This window comes from Klebsiella sp. F11, assembly GCF_056712265.1.
Window position 1 is genome coordinate 5,384,327 of sequence record NZ_CM160060.1, and the last position, 19,980, is coordinate 5,404,306.

The 19,980-nt window shown below is 58.8% G+C and carries 19 protein-coding genes; 4 read left to right on the forward strand and 15 right to left on the reverse strand.

What is annotated here, in order from left to right:
* Positions 1 to 27 precede the first annotated feature (27 nt).
* Entirely contained in the window at positions 28 to 2,292 is a 2,265-nt protein-coding gene (gene metE / locus AC1M2H_RS26420) for a 5-methyltetrahydropteroyltriglutamate--homocysteine S-methyltransferase (RefSeq protein ID WP_480149667.1), read from the reverse strand.
* Between the two features lie 232 nt (positions 2,293 to 2,524).
* Here metE and metR point away from each other — a divergent pair, with 232 nt between their 5' ends.
* Positions 2,525 to 3,478, forward strand: coding sequence for an HTH-type transcriptional regulator MetR (metR, locus tag AC1M2H_RS26425; protein ID WP_480149668.1), 954 nt, complete (start codon positions 2,525 to 2,527; stop codon positions 3,476 to 3,478).
* Here metR and AC1M2H_RS26430 read toward each other — a convergent pair.
* From AC1M2H_RS26430 to pldB, 3 genes are all read right to left on the reverse strand, one after another.
* Positions 3,366 to 4,265, reverse strand: coding sequence for a carboxylate/amino acid/amine transporter (locus AC1M2H_RS26430; protein ID WP_426813538.1), 900 nt, complete (start codon positions 4,263 to 4,265; stop codon positions 3,366 to 3,368). The two genes, metR and AC1M2H_RS26430, sit on opposite strands and share 113 nt — an antisense overlap.
* 88 nt (positions 4,266 to 4,353) lie before the next feature.
* The gene (gene yigL, locus AC1M2H_RS26435) at positions 4,354 to 5,154 is read right to left on the reverse strand and encodes a sugar/pyridoxal phosphate phosphatase YigL (RefSeq protein ID WP_480149669.1); all 801 of its coding nucleotides are present in this window, start codon (positions 5,152 to 5,154) and stop codon (positions 4,354 to 4,356) included.
* Between the two features lie 67 nt (positions 5,155 to 5,221).
* Positions 5,222 to 6,214 carry a lysophospholipase L2 gene (gene pldB / locus AC1M2H_RS26440; protein WP_480149670.1) on the reverse strand — a complete coding sequence of 331 codons (993 nt, stop codon included), beginning with the start codon at positions 6,212 to 6,214 and terminating at the stop codon, positions 5,222 to 5,224.
* Positions 6,215 to 6,323: 109 nt separating this feature from the next.
* Here pldB and rhtB point away from each other — a divergent pair, with 109 nt between their 5' ends.
* Positions 6,324 to 6,944 carry a homoserine/homoserine lactone efflux protein gene (rhtB, locus tag AC1M2H_RS26445; RefSeq protein WP_480149671.1) on the forward strand — a complete coding sequence of 207 codons (621 nt, stop codon included), beginning with the start codon at positions 6,324 to 6,326 and terminating at the stop codon, positions 6,942 to 6,944.
* Between the two features lie 20 nt (positions 6,945 to 6,964).
* Here rhtB and rhtC read toward each other — a convergent pair whose 3' ends face one another.
* From rhtC to pldA, 3 genes are all read right to left on the reverse strand, one after another.
* Positions 6,965 to 7,585, reverse strand: a complete 621-nt coding sequence (gene rhtC / locus AC1M2H_RS26450; protein WP_045853598.1) for a threonine export protein RhtC — start codon at positions 7,583 to 7,585, stop codon at positions 6,965 to 6,967.
* A gap of 160 nt (positions 7,586 to 7,745) precedes the next feature.
* Positions 7,746 to 9,572 carry an ATP-dependent DNA helicase RecQ gene (gene recQ, locus AC1M2H_RS26455; protein WP_480149672.1) on the reverse strand — a complete coding sequence of 609 codons (1,827 nt, stop codon included), beginning with the start codon at positions 9,570 to 9,572 and terminating at the stop codon, positions 7,746 to 7,748.
* 68 nt (positions 9,573 to 9,640) lie between these two features.
* Complete coding sequence (pldA, locus tag AC1M2H_RS26460) at positions 9,641 to 10,513, reverse strand: phospholipase A (RefSeq protein ID WP_480149673.1); 873 nt, start codon at positions 10,511 to 10,513, stop codon at positions 9,641 to 9,643.
* Between the two features lie 156 nt (positions 10,514 to 10,669).
* Between pldA and yigI the strand changes: the two genes are divergently transcribed.
* Positions 10,670 to 11,134: an acyl-CoA thioesterase YigI gene (yigI, locus tag AC1M2H_RS26465; RefSeq protein ID WP_095105177.1), complete on the forward strand. Its 465-nt coding sequence runs from the start codon at positions 10,670 to 10,672 to the stop codon at positions 11,132 to 11,134.
* Positions 11,135 to 11,183: 49 nt separating this feature from the next.
* Positions 11,184 to 12,077, forward strand: a complete 894-nt coding sequence (gene rarD / locus AC1M2H_RS26470) for an EamA family transporter RarD (protein WP_480149674.1) — start codon at positions 11,184 to 11,186, stop codon at positions 12,075 to 12,077.
* Positions 12,078 to 12,126: 49 nt separating this feature from the next.
* On the opposite strand, the gene AC1M2H_RS26475 is transcribed toward rarD, so the two are convergent.
* The 8 genes from AC1M2H_RS26475 to dapF form a co-directional block, all read right to left on the reverse strand.
* Entirely contained in the window at positions 12,127 to 13,029 is a 903-nt protein-coding gene (locus AC1M2H_RS26475; RefSeq protein ID WP_480149675.1) for an endonuclease/exonuclease/phosphatase family protein, read from the reverse strand.
* Between the two features lie 216 nt (positions 13,030 to 13,245).
* Complete coding sequence (gene corA, locus AC1M2H_RS26480; RefSeq protein ID WP_283824555.1) at positions 13,246 to 14,196, reverse strand: magnesium/cobalt transporter CorA; 951 nt, start codon at positions 14,194 to 14,196, stop codon at positions 13,246 to 13,248.
* 148 nt (positions 14,197 to 14,344) lie between these two features.
* Positions 14,345 to 14,401, reverse strand: a complete 57-nt coding sequence (gene ysgD / locus AC1M2H_RS26485) for a YsgD/CorL family protein (protein ID WP_350028775.1) — start codon at positions 14,399 to 14,401, stop codon at positions 14,345 to 14,347.
* 148 nt (positions 14,402 to 14,549) lie between these two features.
* Complete coding sequence (gene uvrD / locus AC1M2H_RS26490; protein WP_480149676.1) at positions 14,550 to 16,712, reverse strand: DNA helicase II; 2,163 nt, start codon at positions 16,710 to 16,712, stop codon at positions 14,550 to 14,552.
* Between the two features lie 78 nt (positions 16,713 to 16,790).
* On the reverse strand, positions 16,791 to 17,507 hold the full coding sequence (gene yigB, locus AC1M2H_RS26495; RefSeq protein WP_480149677.1) for a 5-amino-6-(5-phospho-D-ribitylamino)uracil phosphatase YigB: 717 nt from the start codon (positions 17,505 to 17,507) through the stop codon (positions 16,791 to 16,793).
* Entirely contained in the window at positions 17,507 to 18,409 is a 903-nt protein-coding gene (xerC, locus tag AC1M2H_RS26500) for a tyrosine recombinase XerC (RefSeq protein ID WP_480149678.1), read from the reverse strand. Before xerC ends, yigB begins: the two co-directional genes overlap by 1 nt.
* Positions 18,406 to 19,113, reverse strand: a complete 708-nt coding sequence (locus AC1M2H_RS26505) for a DUF484 domain-containing protein (protein WP_237376076.1) — start codon at positions 19,111 to 19,113, stop codon at positions 18,406 to 18,408. The genes xerC and AC1M2H_RS26505 overlap by 4 nt, the downstream gene beginning before the upstream one ends.
* A complete protein-coding gene (gene dapF / locus AC1M2H_RS26510) occupies positions 19,110 to 19,934 on the reverse strand; it encodes a diaminopimelate epimerase (RefSeq protein ID WP_045853712.1) in 825 nt (274 codons plus the stop codon). Before dapF ends, AC1M2H_RS26505 begins: the two co-directional genes overlap by 4 nt.
* Positions 19,935 to 19,980 lie beyond the last annotated feature (46 nt).

The following is a 19,980-nucleotide window of genomic DNA, read 5'->3' on the forward strand; positions in this document are numbered from 1 at the left end:
TTATTGCCTTATTAGCGCAGCGGCGCTTCAGGCGGATTCGCGCAGGTTCTGCGCGGCTTTCACCATGTTAGCCAGCGCGGCGCGGGTTTCCGGCCAGCCGCGAGTCTTCAGGCCGCAGTCCGGGTTCACCCACAACCGCTCCGCCGGGATGCGCTGGGCGGCTTTCTCCAGCAGGGCTTCAATCCACTCCACGCTCGGGACGTTAGGCGAGTGGATATCATATACGCCCGGGCCGATTTCGTTCGGGTATTCGAACTCCTCAAACGACTCCAGCAGCTCCATGTCGGAACGCGAGGTCTCAATGGTAATCACGTCCGCGTCCAGCGCCGCGATAGAATCCATGATGTCGTTGAACTCGCAGTAGCACATATGGGTGTGGATCTGGGTGTCATCCTGCGCCACGGCGGCGTTGATGCGGAAGGCTTCCACGCCCCACCGCAGGTATGCATCCCAGTCGCTACGCTTGAGGGGCAGACCTTCGCGCAGCGCCGGTTCATCAATCTGGATAATACCGATACCGGCCGCTTCCAGATCCGCCACTTCGTCACGCAGCGCCAGCGCAATCTGCTTAGCGATGGTTTCGCGGCTGACGTCTTCCCGCGGGAAGGACCAGCACAGAATCGTCACCGGGCCGGTCAGCATGCCTTTCACCGGTTTGTCGGTGAGAGACTGCGCATATTTCGCCCACTCAACGGTGATGGCCTCCGGGCGGCTGACGTCGCCGATAACCACCGGCGGCTTCACGCAGCGCGAACCGTAGCTCTGCACCCAGCCGTTTTGCGTAAAGATAAAGCCGTCGAGATGCTCGCCGAAATACTCCACCATGTCGTTACGCTCGGCTTCACCGTGGACCAGCACGTCGAGGCCTAAACGCTCCTGCTCAACGATCGCCTGCTTAATATGTTCCGCAATGCCGGTACGGTAGCTGCTGGCGTCGAGATTGCCCTTCTTGAAGTCCAGGCGCAGGCCGCGAATCTCGGTGGTCTGCGGGAAAGAGCCGATGGTCGTGGTCGGCCACGCCGGCAGGTTAAAGCGGGCGCGCTGCGCCCGGGCACGCTCTGCGTACGGGCTGTGGCGCTGGCTGTCCCGGGCGGTAATGGCCGCCAGACGTTTTTCCACCGCGGCGTTGTGTACGCGGGTCGAGTGGCGACGGGCCTGAATCGGCGCGCTCCACTCCGCAAGCGCGGCGGTATCGCCGCTGTTCAGCGCATCGCGCAGCAGCGCCAGCTCGGCGCATTTTTGCAGGGCGAAGGCAAACCAGCTTTTCACTTCCGCATCCAGGCGGGTTTCCACGCTCAGATCGATCGGGCTGTGCAGCAGGGAGCAGGAGGAGGCCACCCACAGCGGACGTTTGCCGACGATCGCTTTAATTTGGCTATATTTCTCCGTGAGATCGGCGCGCCAGACGTTACGCCCGTTGACCAGGCCGGCGGAGAGCAGCCAGCCTGACGGCAGGCGCTTGTTGAGCTCGGCAACATCATCTTTACCGTGAACCAGGTCAACGTGCAGACCCTGCACCGGCAGCGCGGTGATGGTATTGAGGTTAGCGCTGACCCCTTCGAAATAGGTGGTCAGCAACAGCTTAACCTCGCCCTGGAGCGCGTCGTATGCCGGCCTGAAGGCGTCCAGCCACGCCTGCGGCAGCTCCAGCACCAGCGCCGGTTCATCAATTTGCACCCACTCAACGCCGCGTTTTGCCAGCTCCGCCAGCACCTGCCGATAGACCGGTAGAATGTCGTTCAGCAGCTCCAGGCGATCGAACTGCTCGCCCTTCACTTTACCCAACCACAGATAAGTGACCGGGCCCAGCAGCACGGGCTTCACCTTATGGCCCAGCGCCAGAGCTTCGTCCACTTCGTCCAGCAGCTGGGTCCAGGTCAGCTTGAACGTCTGACCTTTGACAAACTCCGGCACCATGTAGTGATAGTTGGTGTTAAACCATTTGGTCATTTCCGCCGCTGCCGCTGGCTCTCCGGTCGGCGCGCGGCCGCGGCCAATGCGGAACAGCGTATCGATATCGACGGAGCCGTCTTTGTTCTGATGACGAGCCGGCACGTTGCCCAGAAGCAGGCTGGTGGTCAGAACATGGTCGTACCAGGCAAAATCGCCCACCGGCAGCAGATCGATACCCGCCTGCTTTTGCTGCTCCCAATGGCGGGCACGCAGTTCGCGCCCCACCGCCAGCAGCTCTTCACGGGTCGTATTACCCGCCCAATAGCTCTCTTGCGCTTTTTTCAGCTCGCGGCGTAGGCCAACGCGGGGGAAACCGAGGGTGTGATTAATAATTGTCATTTTTTGAGCCTCATGATTTGCAAATCCTAAGGATTTTAAATTCAGAGAAGGCGGCAAACTTGCTCATCCCCGGGAGCTTACTGAAGTAAGTGACCAGGTGAGGAAGTGCGGCCAACGCACCATAAATTCGAAAGATACAGGATTTAGACGTCCAGATGTTTACACATCCATAATTGGCGGTTACTGTATATTCCTCAAGCGCAAATTATTCATGCCGAAGTGAAGGACTTTCATGATCGAAATTAAACACCTGAAAACGCTGCAGGCGTTGCGGAATAGCGGTTCACTGGCGGGCGCTGCGGCGGCCCTGCACCAGACCCAATCCGCCCTGTCCCACCAGTTCAGCGATCTGGAACAGCGCCTTGGCTTCCGCCTGTTTGTGCGTAAAAGTCAGCCCTTGCGCTTCACCGCCCAGGGGGAGATTTTGCTGCAGTTAGCAAACCAGGTGCTGCCGCAAATCACCCGCGCCCTGCAGGACTGTAACGAGCCGCAGCAAACCCGGCTGCGTATCGCCATTGAGTGCCACAGCTGCATCCAGTGGCTGACGCCGGCGCTGGAGAGCTTCCGCGCCAGCTGGCCGCACGTTGAGGTTGATTTCCAGTCCGGGGTCACCTTTGACCCGCAGCCCGCTCTCCAGCAGGGCGAGCTGGATCTGGTGATGACGTCCGATATTCTGCCGCGCAGCGGGCTGCACTATTCGCCGATGTTTGATTTTGAAGTGCGTCTGGTGCTGGCGCCGGATCATCCGCTGGCTGTGAAAACGCGGATTGCGCCGGAGGACCTGGCCGCGGAGCTGCTGTTGATTTACCCGGTGCAACGCAGCCGCCTGGATATCTGGCGCCACTTCCTGCAGCCGGCGGGCATCAGCCCTCAGCTGAAGAGCGTCGATAACACGCTGCTGCTAATTCAGATGGTTGCCGCGCGCATGGGCATCGCGGCGCTGCCGCACTGGGTAGTGGAGAATTTTGAACGCCAGGGTCTGGTGGTGACCAAAACCCTGGGCGAGGGCCTGTGGAGCCGGCTGTACGCCGCGGTGCGCGACGGCGAGCAGCGCCAGCCGGTTACCGAAGCGTTTATTCGCTCAGCGCGGAACCACGCCTGCGATCATCTGCCGTTCGTCCGGAGTGCGGAGCGACCCAGCGGCGATGGACCCACAGCGAGGCCAGGATCACCAGAGCCCCGATAATAAAGCTCGGCCAGTGGGGCTGCTCCTGCCAGATGGCAAGATTAACCAGCAGCCCGGCTGGAACATGGACGTTGTTCATGATGCCCAGCGTTCCGGCATCCACCTGCGTCGCCCCGTAGTTCCACATAAAGTAGCCCAGGCCTGACGCCGCCACGCCGAGCCATACCAGAATACCCCACTGGAGGGTGGTCGTCGGCAGCCGCTGCGGGTTGCCCAGCATCAGCCAGGCCGCAGCCGCCACCAGCAGCGCCCCCATATAGAACCACGCAAAAGCGTTGTGCTGGGGCATCGGCCGCAGCTCCATTAGGCGTTTGTAGCCTACCATGCCGATGGCAAAACAGATATTCGCCAGCTGCACCAGCAGCAGCCCGGTCCAGAAATGATCGCTCACCTTATCGTAGCGGATAATGGCCGCTCCCAGCACCGCCAGCCCGGCGCTAAGCAGATAGCCCCAGCGCAGCTTACGCCCGCTGATCAGGTCATAAATCAGGGTGATATAGAGCGGCGTAAATACCGTGAACAGCAGAAATTCAGAGACCGTCAGGTAGAGGTAGGCGCGGAACGATAGCAGATACATAATGCCAAGCTGCATGGCCCCTACCAGCATATACAGCACGATAGTCCGCGGCGACTGCCCGCGGGTGCGCAAAAACGGCAGGAACACCAGCGCCGCCAGCCCAACGCGCATCAGCGCCGAAAAGTAGCTGTCAACGCTGCCCGCCAGGTATTCGCCGATCAGGCTAAAGGAGAAGGCCCACAGGATGGTGGTAATAATCAGTAGCGCCACAATGAATGTCTCTCAGGAGGAAGTGCACTCATTGTAGCGAAGAGTCAGGTTGACAACTGGACAATAAATCGCCAGTCGTCAATCTTTATCAGGAGAGATAGAGCCTGCGTAGATAGTGCGGCACTGCGTCGTCAGCGTTGCTACCAATCACCTCCAGCTCGGGGTGAAGATCTTTCAGGCGCTGGTGCGCGTTCAGCATAATGCAGCCTTTGCCCGCCATCGACAGCATCTCCGCATCATTCATGCCGTCGCCAAAGGCGATACAGTCCTTCAGGCCGTAGCCCAGCATTTTGGCCACCGCTTCGAGGGCATGACCTTTCGATACGCCGCCCGCCATCACTTCCAGACAGGTCAGGGTTGAAAAGCTGACGTTTACGCGATCGCCCCAGCGGGCGTTGATCGCCTGCTCCAGCGGCAGCAGATGCTGATGATCCTCGCAGGTGAAAAACACCTTGCTGATCCCCTGAGGATCAAGCTCGCCGGCTTCGTACAGCTTGTAGTTAAACACCGCCTCTTTGAAGAAACGCATCTCTTCCGGGCGGTGGCGGTTCATGTACCATTCGTCGTCGCGATAGACGTTGGTAACGACCCGCGGATCGCTGCGCATCATCTCAAACAGATCGACGGCAATATCGCGATCGAGGTTATGGGCAAATATCTGATTCCCCTCGCTATCGTGCACGCGCGCGCCGTTAGAGGTGATCATGTAGGACTTAATGCCGAGATTATCGCGAATCTGCCCGACATCGATGTAATGACGGCCGGTAGCAAACACAAAATTGATGCCGCGAGCGGTCAGCAGCTGCAGCGTCTCTTTCGCGTAGGGGGTTAAGTAGTGATCGGGGGAAAGCAGCGTGCCATCTAAGTCAGACGCAACAACCTGGTACATAAAAATGTTAACCTCTAAGCAGGGCGACGAGCGTTTTCGTCGGTTTAAGAGCCTATCCCATCAGGCTCTAATTGTGTCGAGTGAAAAAATCGACAATGGCATTGAGCGCGACTGAGCGCATGGCGTCCTTTTCAAAAAGGATCTCATGGTATGCCCCTTCTATGACAAGCGGCTTATTACCTTCGCAGGGGTGGCCCGCCGCAGCGCGAAGCTCGCAGTAGCGTTCGTGCATGCGGTTGTCGACCACGCGTTCTTCTTCAGCCTGCAGCAGCAGCGTGGGGGTAATATCTTTTTCTACGCCAGCCAGCGCCTCTTCGCCCGCGAGGATCCCCTCGCGCACCCAGTGGTACGTCGGCCCGCCGACCCTCAGCTGGGGTTCGTCCGCATAAAAACGCAGGTTACGCCGGTAGCGCTGGCGGCTATGCGTCAGGACGTTAACCGAGAAGGGCAGCGCCCGCCAGCGGCCGGTGCCGATGGCGTACTCTTCACGAATGCGCTGATAGCCCTCAGCCCAGTCGAGAATATGGCGCACCATCCAGTCCGGGAGGCGCATAACGATCCCGAACATCGGCGCGCATAGCGCGATGGCGTCACAGTGCTGCTGGTGGCGTTGCAAAAATAGCGTCGCGATGGCCCCGCCCATTGAGTGGGCCAGTATAAAGCGTTTTCGCCAGTGGCCGGGCGCCACTTCCTGCTGCCAAAGCGCGGCGAGATCGTCAACATAATCGCTGAAGTTGACGACGTGGCCGCGGTGGCTGTCGGTTAATAAGCGCCCCGATCGCCCCTGTCCGCGATGATCGATAATCATCACGTCAAAGCCGCTGTGGAACAGATCGTAGGCCAGCTCGGCGTACTTCACGTAGCTTTCGATACGCCCCGGGCAGATGACCACCACCCGGTCGTGTTTTTTAGCGCAGAAGCGCACGAAGCGGACCGGGATGCTGTCCACGCCCGTAAATTCCGCTTCTTCCCGCTGTTGCCAGAAATCGGTCAGCGGCCCCATAGTAAAAGCCGCAAACTCGTTTTCTCGTGTGTCCCAGTCCTTTTGCTGCCCAAACATCGGGTTTACACCCCTGTTAACCGCCAGAAATCGTTTTTTTATCGTGTATCACACAAGGCTTACACAATAGCGTATTGTGGCATAAAAACAGACAATCAGGGAGTTTCTCATGACGTTCGAGTGGTGGTTCGCCTATCTGCTGACATCGATTATTCTCAGCCTGTCTCCGGGCTCAGGGGCGATTAATACCATGACCACCTCAATCAACCACGGCTACCGCGGGGCGACGGCCTCGATTGCCGGCCTGCAGACCGGCCTGGCGATTCACATCGTGCTGGTAGGTATTGGTCTGGGAACGCTGTTTTCGCGTTCGGTACTGGCCTTTGAAGTGCTGAAATGGGCGGGCGCGGCCTATCTTATCTGGCTGGGCATTCAGCAGTGGCGGGCAGCGGGAGCTATCAACCTGACGACTCTGGCCAGGGTGCAGACCCAGGGGAAATTATACCAGCGGGCGGTTTTCGTTAATTTAACCAACCCGAAGAGCATCGTGTTTCTGGCCGCCCTGTTCCCGCAGTTTATCGTGCCGCATCAGCCCCAGGTGATGCAGTATCTGGTTCTGGGCGTCACCACCATCGTGGTCGATATCATCGTGATGATTGGCTACGCCACGCTGGCGCAGCGCATTGCGGTATGGATTAAGGGGCCGAAGCAGATGACGGCGCTGAACAAGGTCTTTGGATCGCTGTTTATGCTGGTTGGCGCGCTGCTGGCTTCAGCGCGCCACGCCTGAGGCGAACAGCCTGACCGGGCTTAACGTGAAATAATCAGATGAATGCCGAATCCGGTGAACAGCGCGCCGGCGACGCCGTCAATCCACTTCGCCATCCGCTGGTAGCCGCGGCGCATGGCCGGCAGGGCAAACAGGCTGGCCACCACCGCAAACCACGCCAGCGTTTCGAGGACGATCAGCAGGAAAATACCCCAGCGCTCGCCTGCGCCGACGTTATCGCCAACGAACAGCGAGAAAACCGAGCCGAAGTAGATAATCGCCTTCGGGTTAGCCAGGTTGGTGAGCAGCCCTTTGAGGAAGCTGCGGCCGCTGCGGGCCAGCTCAACCTGCGGCTCCGCGGCGGGCGCCTCGCTCTTCTTCAGGGCGCCGCGCAGCATCTGATAGCCCATCCAGCAGAGATAGAGCCCACCGCCGACCATAATAATGGTGTGCAGCCAGGCCATTTTTTCAATGATCAGATGCAGGCCGAGCAGCGCCACCCCCGCCCAGACCATCACCCCACAGGTAATCCCGAGTACGCCCATCATCGCCTCTTTGCGCGAGCGGCTGACGGCGGTTTGCGAAACGAAGAAGAAGTCCGGGCCCGGACTCATCAGCGCGATAATGTGCACCAGCGCGACGGTAAGGAAAAGCATCAGCATAGTTAACCCACTGGAATTAAGTGATCAAGATGCGCCAGGGTGACAAATGAGGACATTCCCAGGCGCGAAAAACAGCCGACGACGAGGGTGAGTGAGCGCAGTCAACGCAGAGCAGCTTGAAGGATGAAGAGGATATCCTGACACCTTTTCGCCCGCCTGACTACTCCTCTTCGCCATCAATATGCGCGCGGATCAGCGCCATAAACTCTTTGCCGAAGCGCTCCAGCTTGCGCGTACCGACGCCGTTGACGCTGAGCATCTCGCCGGCGGTGAGCGGCGATTGCTCGGCCATCTCGATCAGCGTCGCATCGTTAAACACGACGTAGGGCGGGATATTCTCTTCGTCGGCAATCGCTTTACGCAATTTGCGCAGCTTGGCAAACAGCTTGCGATCGTAGTTGCCGCCGAAGGATTTTTGCATCGCTTTCGGCTTGAGCGCCACGATGCGCGGTACCGCCAGCTGCAGCGGGACCTCGCCGCGCAGTACCGGACGCGCCGCTTCGGTGAGCTGTAGCGCCGAATGCTGGGCGATATTCTGCGTCACCAGGCCGAGGTGAATCAGCTGGCGAATCACGCTCACCCAATGCTCGTGGCTCCGATCGCGACCGATGCCGTACACCGGCAGCTTATCGTGCGCCATCTCGCGAATACGCTGATTGTTGGCACCGCGCAGCACCTCCACCACGTAGCCCATCCCGAACCGCTGGTTGACGCGATAAATCGTCGACAGCGCCTTACGCGCGTCCATTAAGGCATCGTACTGCTTTGGCGGATCAAGGCAGATATCGCAGTTGCCGCACGGCTCCTGACGCCCTTCGCCAAAATAGTTGAGCAGCACCAGGCGGCGGCAGGTCTGTGCCTCGGCAAACGCGCCCATGGCGTTCAGCTTATGGCGTTCAATGTCCTGTAGCGGCCCGGCAGGCTTCTCCTCGAGGCAGCGGCGCAGCCACGCCATATCGGCCGGATCGTAAAACAGCATCGCCTCCGCGGGCAGGCCATCGCGGCCGGCGCGGCCGGTTTCCTGATAGTAGGATTCAATATTGCGCGGAATATCGAAGTGCACCACGAAGCGAACGTTCGGCTTATTGATGCCCATGCCGAAGGCCACCGTCGCCACCACGATTTGCAGATCGTCGCGCTGGAATTTTTCCTGCACGTCGGCGCGGACCTCATGCTCCAGCCCGGCATGGTATGCCGCCGCGCTGATGCCGCGGCTTTGCAGACGAGCGGCGGTATCCTCGACTTTCGAGCGGCTGTTGCAGTAAATAATGCCCGACTTGCCCCGCTGATCCTGCACATAGCGCATTAGCTGGTCCAGGGGCTTAAACTTTTCCATCAGCATATAGCGGATGTTGGGGCGGTCGAAGCTGCTGACCTGAATCAGCGGGTCGTTCAGCCCCAGCAGGCGCACGATATCGCGACGGGTGGTGTCATCGGCGGTGGCGGTCAGCGCCATAAACGGGATTTGCGGCATCCGCTGGCGCAGTTGCCCCAGCGCGGCGTATTCCGGACGGAAATCATGCCCCCACTGGGAAATACAGTGCGCCTCGTCCACCGCCAGCATCGACAAATTCCAGTGGCTGAGATGCTCGAGGAAATTATCCAGCATCAGGCGTTCGGGGGCGATATAGAGCAGGCGAATCTGTCCGCTGCGGCAGCCGGCCATCACCTCCTGCTGCTGCTCGCGGCTCTGGGTTGAGTTCAGACAGCCCGCCGACACACCGTTCGCCAGCAGCTGATCGACCTGATCTTTCATCAGCGAGATCAGCGGCGACACCACCACCGTCAGGCCACTCAGCACCAGCGCCGGGACCTGATAGCACAGCGATTTGCCGCCGCCGGTTGGCATCACCACCAGGCAATCGCGCCCCTGCAGCGCGGTGTCGATAATGGTTTCCTGACCCGGGCGGAACTGCTGGTAGCCGAAGGTTTCCTGTAAAACCTGCTTTGCCAGCAATGTTTGATTCAATACTTCCGCCTGTGCCACGTTGACCCCGTCTGCCTGAAAAGAAAAACAGGCGCTATTTTCAGCGCCCGTGAGCCAGAGTGCAACGATTAAAACAGATCGTTGAGCGTCACGCCGACACCGACGCGCGTCTGGTTAAAGTTATAGTCGATAAGCGACTCGCCGTAGCCGCTGTAGACTTGAGTATAAAAACGCACGTGGCGGGTAATCGGGTAGCTGACGCCAACCTCTGCGCCGCCGTAGCCGGTATTCCAGTTATATTGCCCCTGCGCACTGAGTATGGCATCGCCCAGCTTATAGCCAACTTTCAGCCGGTAGTAGCCCATATATTTGGTGATATCCGGATTATCATCGGTGCTGCCGATCACGTACCAGGGCTTCACCTCCACCAGCCAGCTGCCGTTCTGCGCCATCAGGCGGGTATAGAGGCGATTCCAGCTGCGGGAGGTGGGATCGGAGCGGCCGTTGGAGTCGTGGTTATAGCCTACCTCGATATCGCGCAGCGTCCAGCCGGCAAGCCGATAATCCGTCGCAAAGCCGAGGAACAGCTGCGGCTCATAGTTCGTTTCTCGAAACGGCGCGGACTCCTTGCTGTTTGACAGCTGCCACCAGGATTTCTGCGTGTAGGAGGCGCCGAGCAGCGAATTATCGCCGAGGATCCCCCGCCACAGCGGGAAGGCCAGGCTGAGCTGGAATTTCACCTCATCCTTACGGGCATTTTCGGCCCAGTCATAGCTGGAGATAGCTTCCTTGTTGATATCGCTGCTCCACGTATAGAGCAGGTAGTTGCTCTCATAGGGATAGAGCAGGAAAGGATTATCATGATCCTGCAGCAGGTTAGCGATAATGCTGCCGCGCACCGCCGGCGTATCGTGAACCTGATGAGCAACCGGCGCGTCCTGCGCCAAAACGCCGGCCGGAAGCGCAGCCAGCGCCAGCAGCCAGGCTAAAGAGATACGCATTGCTGTTCTCCTGAAAGAGTGATTTTTATTTCTATTTTACCCGGACCTCATTTTACCTGTTTATCACATCCCTGCCCGGTTATCCGTTCCGAAAGTGGAAATCAATACTTTAGAAGCATAAAATCAACATCTCATTAACGAATGGATACGCCTGCCATGTCTGAACTCACTTCCGAAGCCGCCCTTAAGCTGGTGGGAGAAATTTTTGTCAACCATATGCCGTTTAACCGCGCCCTGGGCCTGAAGCTGGAACGCTACGAAAAGGAGTTCGCCCAGCTGAGCTTTAAAAACCAGCCGATGATGGTCGGCAACTGGGCGCAAAGCATTCTGCACGGCGGGGTGATCGCCTCGGCGCTGGACGTAGCCGCCGGCCTGGTGTGCGTGGGCAGTACGCTGACCCGCCACGGCACTATCAACGAAGAAGAGCTGCGCCAGCGCCTGTCGCGGATGGGCACCATCGATCTGCGCGTCGACTATCTGCGGCCGGGCCGCGGAGAGCACTTCACCGCCACCAGCAGCCTGCTGCGCGCCGGCAATAAAGTGGCGGTCGCCCGGGTAGAGTTACATAACGAAGATCAGGTTTATATCGCCAGCGCCACGGCGACGTATATGGTGGGTTGATCGGTGTAAATCGAGTAACATCGCTGTTTTGGCGTAACGGATTTTACCGATGGATGCAAAACAAACGCGGCTGGGGATTATTCTGGCGCTTGCCGCCTATTTTATCTGGGGTATTGCACCCGCATATTTCAAGCTTATCTACTACGTTCCCGCTGACGAAATTCTGACTCACCGCGTGATCTGGTCCTTCTTCTTTATGCTGGCGCTGATTAGCTTTAGCCGCCAGTGGCCGCAGGTGAAAAAGCTGCTGCAGACGCCGAAAAAGGTGTTCCTGCTGGCGCTGTCGGCGGTGCTGATTGGCGGCAACTGGCTGCTCTTTATCTGGTCGGTGAATAACCACCATATGCTGGAGGCCAGCCTGGGCTACTTTATTAACCCGCTGGTCAATATCGTGCTGGGGATGATTTTCCTCGGCGAGCGCTTTCGCCGCATGCAGTGGCTGGCGGTGCTGCTGGCCCTCTGCGGAGTGCTGGTGCAGCTATGGACCTTCGGTTCGCTGCCGATCATTGGCCTCGGGCTGGCGTTTAGCTTTGCCTTCTACGGTCTGGTGCGCAAGAAGATTGCCGTCGATGCCCAAACCGGGATGCTGTTTGAAACCCTGTGGCTCCTGCCGGTTGCCGCTCTTTACCTGTTCGGCATTGCCAATAGTCCCACCAGCCATATGGGACACAACCCGTGGTCGCTGAACCTGCTGCTGATCGCCGCCGGCGTCGTGACCACCATCCCGCTGCTGTGCTTTACCGGCGCGGCCACCCGCCTGCGCCTCTCGACGCTGGGCTTTTTCCAGTATATTGGCCCGACGCTGATGTTCCTGCTGGCGGTGCTGTTTTACGGGGAAGTGCCGGGAGCGGATAAGATGGTGACCTTCGCCTTTATCTGGGTGGCGCTGGCGGTGTTTATCGCCGACGCCCTGTATACCCAGCGCCGGCTGCGTCGCGCGTAGCGTCGAAATCACGCGCCGGCCTCTCATCCGCGGAGGCGGGCGCGTAATCTTACTGCTCGGTGAGCTCCAGGTCGGCAATCAGCGGTAGATGATCGCTGGCGGATGACCAGGCAAAGGCCGGTGAGTTATGCGGCACCTCGATTTTCTTCACATTCCATTTTTGCCCTTTGAAGGTAAAAATATGGTCAATATCTATCGCCGGGTTAACCGCAGGCCAGGTGCGGTAATCCGTTCCCTGCTTCGCCACGGGGTTAAAGAAATAACCCACCTCTTTTAACGGCTGCTCATCGTGCGTGGAGTTAAAATCGCCGGCGAGGATTTTGATCGATGAGGCAATATCTTTAAAGTCCGACGGGGCATCGCCGATGCTCACGTCCAGCAGATGGCGAACCTGCGCCACGCGCATCGTCGGGTCCTTCTGCCAGTCGAGATGGGTCACCATCACCAGCACGGGGCTGTCAAAGCCGGGAACGGCGATTTGCGCCAGCAGGGCAATTCGCTGCTCGGCATCCCCCGACGGCAGCTTAATCACCTGGGTGTGGTCGATTTTATATTTGGACAGAATGCCGAGACCATACTCACCGCCGTCGAAATCCAGCGCTTTGCCGAAGGCGTAATGATAGTGGTTGGCGTCCGCGATGGTTTTTAGCTGATCGATTTTCTGGCTTCTGGCGGTTTTATTATCGACTTCCGGAACCGCAATAATATCGGCGCCGATGTTCTTAATCGCTAAATTGAGTGCAGTAAAATCCGTCACGTTATCGGAAGCTTCATTTTTGCCGATGTTATAGGTCGCAATCTTCAGCTGAGGATAATTCTCGGCGTATATTTTATCCGCAACGCCGCCCTTTTGAACCGCGAGAATTTCATTACCAGCAAGTTTATCAGCAGCTTGTGTATTGGCAGAGAGGCAGGCAAGGGCCAGGAAGGTTAGTGTAAAGATACTTTTCATTATGAAATTTCACCTTTGTTTAGCGGGAATATTGCGATGGTAACAATTATCTCGCACCGTTCTTGTGATACACGGCCCATACTTTTGATGCGAAGAGAATTAAGTCAGCGGCGATAGGCAACGTATATTTCCGCTAGCCAGCGCGGCTGGCCGGCAATAAGGCGAAAAAAAACCGGCCACCTGATAAGGCGGCCGGTTTTGATATAATCAATTGTTTTAAAGCCAGTTTTTACGCTTAAAGTAGAGATATGGCGCCAGTCCGGCGAGCATCATAAAGACGATCGCCCCCGGATAGCCAAAGCTCCAGTGCAGCTCAGGCATAAACTCAAAGTTCATCCCGTAGCTGGAAGCCACCAGGGTCGGCGGCAGGAACACCACCGAGACCACCGAGAAGATCTTGATGATGCGGTTCTGCTCGATGTTGATAAAACCCATCGCCGCCTGCATCAGGAAGTTCACCTTCTGGAATAGAGACTCGTTATGCGGCAGCAGGGATTCGATATCCCGCAGGATCTCCCGCGCCTGCTCCAGCTGGCCCGCCGGCAGGCGCGCCTTACGCACGAGGAAGTTCAGCGCCCGCTGGGTATCCATCAGGCACAGGCGCACCTTCCAGCCGATATCTTCCTGTTCCGCCAGGGTAGAGAGCGCGTCATCGTACTCGTCGCCCTGGCGGCCTTCCATAATTACCCGGCTCAGCTTTTCCAGGTCGCTGTAGATATTTTCAATTTCATCCGCCAGTTGTTCGATTTTAGTTTCGAACAGATCGAGCAGCAGCTCATAGGCATTACCATCAACCATTGCCTGGCTGCGCGCGCGCATGCGGTAGAGACGAAACGCAGGCAGCTCACGCTCACGCAGGGTAAACAGGCGCCCCTCGCGGATGGTAAACGCCACCGTGGAGTTGCCGGCGTGATCCTCCGCATCTTCAAAGAAGAAAAATGAGTGAATGTGTAAACCGTCTTCATCTTCGAAGAAACGCGCCGACGCTTCGATATCTTCCAGCTCCGGACGGGTTGCCAGGTTCTGGCCCAGTTCCGTCTGCACGCGGCTACGTTCGTCATCGTCAGGCTCGACCAGATCGACCCACACCGAGCTGGCAAGGTGCTTGATCTCGTCGGCTTCGAGGCGCGTCAGACGATTATTTTCCAGTTGAAATGCGCTCAGCATGACCGGGACTCCCAATGCAAAAAAATTATCGGACAGTTCGGTGGGCACACAGAAACAAAAGGGGTTTCAGACCATTAAGCCTGACTCAGAGCGACGGGTACGACGGGTCGCTGACAACCGCTAAGGCTATCAGCATAAGAGGATAGCCTTAGGAGTTGTTCCTGACGGACAGGAAGTTGAGCCAGCATCTACTGGGTGTGTCCAAGGCGAATGTCCTCTTAGCGTAATCGTGCGCGCATGTTACGCCAGCGCAAAAACGGCGTCAACACGCAACGGAACGCTAAAGAGCAAATCCTGCTCTTTAGCATATAAGGCTAGCAGATTATTACAAAAAAACGATACTTTTCTTACTGTTACACTGTTTCCAGCCGCGCATAGGCCGCCACCAGCCATTTGATACCCTGCCCCTGGAAAGCCACCTGCAGGCGGCTATGTTCGCCGCTGCCTTCCAGATTGACGATGGTGCCTTCGCCGAACTTCGGATGGCGTACGCGCTGGCCTAATTTGTAGCCGGTATCGTTTTCCGCCATCTGCGTGCCCATTCGCTGATGGCTAACCGGACGGCTCACCGTTGCGCGCAGGCGCACCTCTTCCACGCACGTTTCCGGCAGCTCGCCGATGAAGCGCGACGGACGATGGTAAACCTCTTTGCCGTACAGACGACGGGTTTCGGCGTAGGTCAGGGTGAGCTTCTGCATCGCGCGGGTCACGCCAACGTAGGCGAGGCGGCGCTCCTCTTCCAGACGCCCACCCTCGTCGAGCGCCATCTGGCTCGGGAACATCCCCTCCTCCACGCCGACGATAAACACCTGCGGGAATTCCAGGCCTTTCGCCGAGTGCAGGGTCATCAGTTGGACCGCATCCTGCCAGGTATCCGCCTGCCCTTCGCCCGCCTCCAGCGCGGCGTGGGAAAGAAACGCCTGCAGCGGCATTAAATCCTCATCTTCATCGTTGTAGCTGAACTGGCGCGTTGCCGTCACCAGCTCTTCTAAGTTCTCGATACGCGTCTGGCCTTTTTCGCCCTTCTCCTGCTCGTACATGATGCGCAGGCCGGAATCTTTAATCACCCGATCGGTCTGGACGTGCAGCGGCATATCCGCCGTCTCCTGCGCCAGGGCGTCAATCAGCTCCATAAAGCGCTGCAGGGCGCTGGCGGCGCGGCCGGCGAGGGCTTTATCTTTCAGCAGCTCGCGGCACGCCTGCCACAGCGTCATCTGGCGGTCGCGCGACGTTTGACGCACCACGTCCAGGGTGCGATCGCCGATGCCGCGGGTCGGCGTATTGACCACGCGCTCAAACGCCGCATCATCGTTGCGATTGGCAATCAGGCGCAGGTAGGAGAGCGCATCTTTAATCTCCTGGCGTTCGAAGAAGCGCATGCCGCCATAGATACGGTACGGCATGCTGGCCTGCAGCAGCGCCTCTTCCATCACGCGCGACTGGGCGTTGCTGCGGTAGAGGATAGCGCACTGCTCCAGCGCCCCGCCGTTTTCCTGCCAGGTTTTAATCCGGTTAACCACGAAACGCGCTTCGTCGAGATCGTTAAAAGCGCAGTACAGAGAGATCGGCTCGCCGTCGGCGCCGTCGGTCCACAGCTTTTTACCCAGGCGCCCGCTGTTATTTTCAATCAGGGCGTTGGCGGCGCTAAGAATATTGTTGGTAGAGCGGTAGTTCTGCTCCAGGCGAATGGTCTCGGCGCCGGGGAAATCGCTCAGGAAGCGCTGGATATTCTCAACCTGCGCGCCGCGCCAGCCGTAGATCGACTGGTCATCATCGCCGACGATCATCACCTTGCCGCTATCGCCCGCCAGCAGGCGGACCCAGGCATACTGAATATTGTTGGTATCCTGGAATTCATCGACGAGGATGTTGGTAAAGCGCTCGCGGTAGTGCCGAAGAATATGCGGCTTATTGAGCCACAGCTCGTGCGCGCGCAGCAGCAGTTCGGCAAAATCCACCAGCCCAGCGCGATCGCAGGCTTCCTGGTAGGCCTGATAGACCTTCTGCCAGGTCTGCTCCACCGGATTGCCGTAGCTCTGGATATGATGCGGGCGCAGCCCCTCATCTTTTTGGCCGTTGATATACCACATCGCCTGACGCGGCGGCCACTGCTTCTCGTCGAGGTTCATCGCTTTGATCAGACGCTTCAGCAAGCGCAGCTGATCTTCGCTATCGAGGATCTGGAAATCCTGCGGCAGGTTAGCATCAAGATGGTGGGCGCGCAGCAGACGGTGCGCCAGACCGTGGAAGGTGCCCACCCACATGCCGCCCTGGGTGGTGCCCATCAGCTGGCCGATACGATGGCGCATTTCCGCCGCCGCTTTATTGGTAAAGGTCACCGCCATAATGGAGAACGGCGAACAGTTCTCTACGCTTATCAGCCAGGCAATGCGATGCACCAGTACGCGGGTCTTACCACTGCCCGCTCCAGCCAGAACCAGCATATTGGTACGCGAGGCCGCGACGGCTTCACGCTGTTTATCATTAAGGCTGTCGAGCAGGTAAGAAACGTCCATTGGCACCGCCGGAAATAAGCCGCCCGGCAGCGCTTCGCCGACCGGGCATACTGTTAATATATACAGAAGTAATGGTGATTATATCAGCGAGGTCAGAGATGCCAACCGCGAAATTTCAATGTGCGGCAGCAGGCGGCTGTCGGCGGCGCGCATTAGATCGGCGCCCTGCGGCTTGATCCAGCAGGCCTGCATGCCGCAGCGGATCGCGCCCGCCACGTCGGTGGTCAGGTCGTCGCCGACGTGCAGTATCTGACCCAGCGGCAGCTCAAGCCGTTTCGCCGCCAGATGATACATATCGGCAAAGGGTTTCGATCGCCCGTCCGGCCCGGCGCGCAGAACAAAACGGAAATAGCCGCTCAGGCCGAACAGCTCCGGCTGCGCATTGCCGTTGGTCACAGCCACCAGCGGCCACTTTTTCGCCAGCGCCGCCAGGGTATCGTGGGTTTCCTGCGGCACATCGATCGCGCTGCGCCAGCGGGCGAAGTTTTCCATCGCCGCATCGGCGCCGAAGGCGGCCTGCTCGGCGGTCAGCCCGGCGTTCATCATCCCCAGCGCCAGCGCGCGGCGGCGCCACTCGGTCACGTCGTGGTAAATTTCGGGCTCGGTCTCCAGCAGCGTCTGGCGCAGCTGCTGCAGCTCGTTGGCGTCGAACTGGCTTAATGACGGGTGGTAGCTGCGCACGAAGGCCAGCGACTCATGCAGCGTCCGGTCAATCACCGGGCGGTTGTCATAAAGGGTGTCGTCCAGGTCAAACGTCAGGGCAGAAATCTGGCCCAGAGGTCGGTAAAAGCGCATTATTTCCCCCGTTTGGCGCGCGGATGCGCCGCATCGTACACCGAGGCAAGGTGTTGAAAGTCAAGGTGGGTATAGATTTGAGTGGTGGAGAGGTTAGCATGGCCCAGCAGCTCCTGCACGCCGCGCAGATCGCCGCTTGATTCCAGCATATGCGTGGCGAAGGAGTGGCGCAGCTTGTGCGGATGCACGTGGCTGTTCAGCCCCTGCTTAATTCCCCATTCGGCAAAACGCTTTTGCACGTTACGGGCAGAAATGCGTTTACCCAATTTTGATAAGAACAGCGCGTCGTCATCGGTGCCGAACAGGCCGCGGAGATCCAGCCAGTGCTCAATCCACGCCACCGCGCTGCGGCCGATCGGCAGGCGGCGCTCTTTGCTGCCCTTCCCCATCACCCACACCTCGCCGGACTCCATATCAAGGTGCTTAATGTCGAGGTTTACCAGCTCAGAAAGACGCAGGCCGGCGCCGTACATCACTTCCAGCATCGCCCGGTCGCGTACCGCCAGCGGATCGTTGAGATCGATATCCAGCAGCCGGTTGACGTCGTCGACGTCGATATTTTTCGGTAAATGGCGCGGTATTTTGGGCGCCGAAATCCCCTTTGCCGGGTTCGCGGTCAGCTCGCCCTGCGCCACCAGCCAGTCAAAGAAGCTGCGCAACGCGGAGAGGCGCAGCGCCAGGCTTGCCGGCCCCAATCCCTGTTTGCGGCTCCGCACCGCCAGGCCGCGGACCTGGGCGGCATCGCACTGCTGCCAGCTTTTCAGCCCGGCCTGCTCAGCGAGCGCAATCAGCGCATCGAGCTGGCGGCGGTAGTTAAGCAGCGTAATCGGGCTAAGCTGACGCTCCACGCCAAGATAGCGCAGGAAGCGGGCAACGGCGGTAAACAGGGGAGAGTCGGTCATGCGCGTTCAACCCAGCGCTCCAGCAGGCCTGGCAGCATCAGGGCGATTTCCTGCAGCAGCTGCGTGCCCTGCCCCTGCTGATAGTGCTGCGCATCGCGGCTGCTGAACAGCATCACGCCGGGCGCATCATCGCCGCCCAGCAGCGACATCGCCACCGAGCCGATGGCTTTCGCTTCCGGCAGCACCACCAGCAGCTCCGGCCCGTTCAGCGGACCGAGGTAGTGGCGCTCTTGCCTGAGACGCTGAATGCGCACGGGTTCGAAGGCCTGTCGGGTCAGCGCCAGATGGGTGAATTTTGAAGGCGCGCCGAGCCGCCAGCTATCGGGGAACAGGCGTACCGTCGCCCCGGCCAGGCCCAGCTCGCGGGCCCAGCGATGAAAGCGATTGAGCATCTCATCGAGGCTGTCTGCCGCCGCCAGCCGCGTCTGCAGATGAAAGAGACGCTGGAACAGGCTTTCGTTGGCCGTCGCCTGCTCCATCAGCAGCGTCATGTTCTCTTCCAGCACGTTGATATGATTACGCGCGCGGGCCATGTGCCACTCGACCAGCGAAACGGTACCGCGAACCGGGTGAGGAACCTGCATGTGCTCCACAAGAGCGGCATTACGAATAAAGAATTCAGGATGTTGCAACAGATAGTCCACCACCGCGCGGTCATCCAGCGCGCCGATCGTATCCTGCTGTTCTTCCCCGAGTTGTTTCATAGATGAATAAATCCGTCGTAGACGTGTGCCGCCGGGCCAGTCATAAATAAAGGTTGGCCCGGGCCTTTCCAGGCGATATCAAGCCGCCCGCCAGGTAATTCCACGCGCACTTCCTCGGCCAGCAGCCCCTGCTGGATACCGACCGCGACCGCCGCGCAGGCGCCGCTGCCGCAGGCCTGAGTCTCGCCCGCGCCGCGTTCATAGACGCGCAGGCGAATGCGATGACGCTCGACTATCTGCATAAAACCGATATTCGCACGTTCCGGGAAGCGTTCGTGGCTCTCCATCACCGGGCCAAGCGTTTCCACCGCCGCGGTTTCCACATCATCGACCTGGATGACGCAGTGCGGGTTCCCCATTGAGACCACGCCGCACAATACTGTCTGTTCCGCGGCGCGCATAATATAGGTCTTTTCCGCTTTGTTCGCGCGGAACGGGACCTGGGAGGGCTCGAAGTTCGGCTCGCCCATATTCACGCGCACCAGATCGTCTTCCGTTACGCTTAATACCATACGCCCGTTCGCCGTGCTGACGCGGATATCACGTTTATTGGTCAGGCCTTTCAGACGAACAAACCGCGCAAAGCAGCGCGCGCCGTTGCCGCACTGCGACACTTCGCTGCCGTCAGCGTTAAAGATGCGGTAATGAAAATCCAGATCCGGATCGTAGGGCGGCTCGACAACCAGCAGCTGATCGAAGCCCACGCCAAGATGCCTGTCTGCCAGCCGGCGAATCAGCTCCGGAGAGAAAAAAACATTCTGTGTTACCGCGTCAACGACCATAAAGTCGTTACCCAGGCCATGCATTTTAGAAAACTGCATCATCTGTACTCTAACTAATTTGCGTTTCAGGAGGACGGCAGGCCGT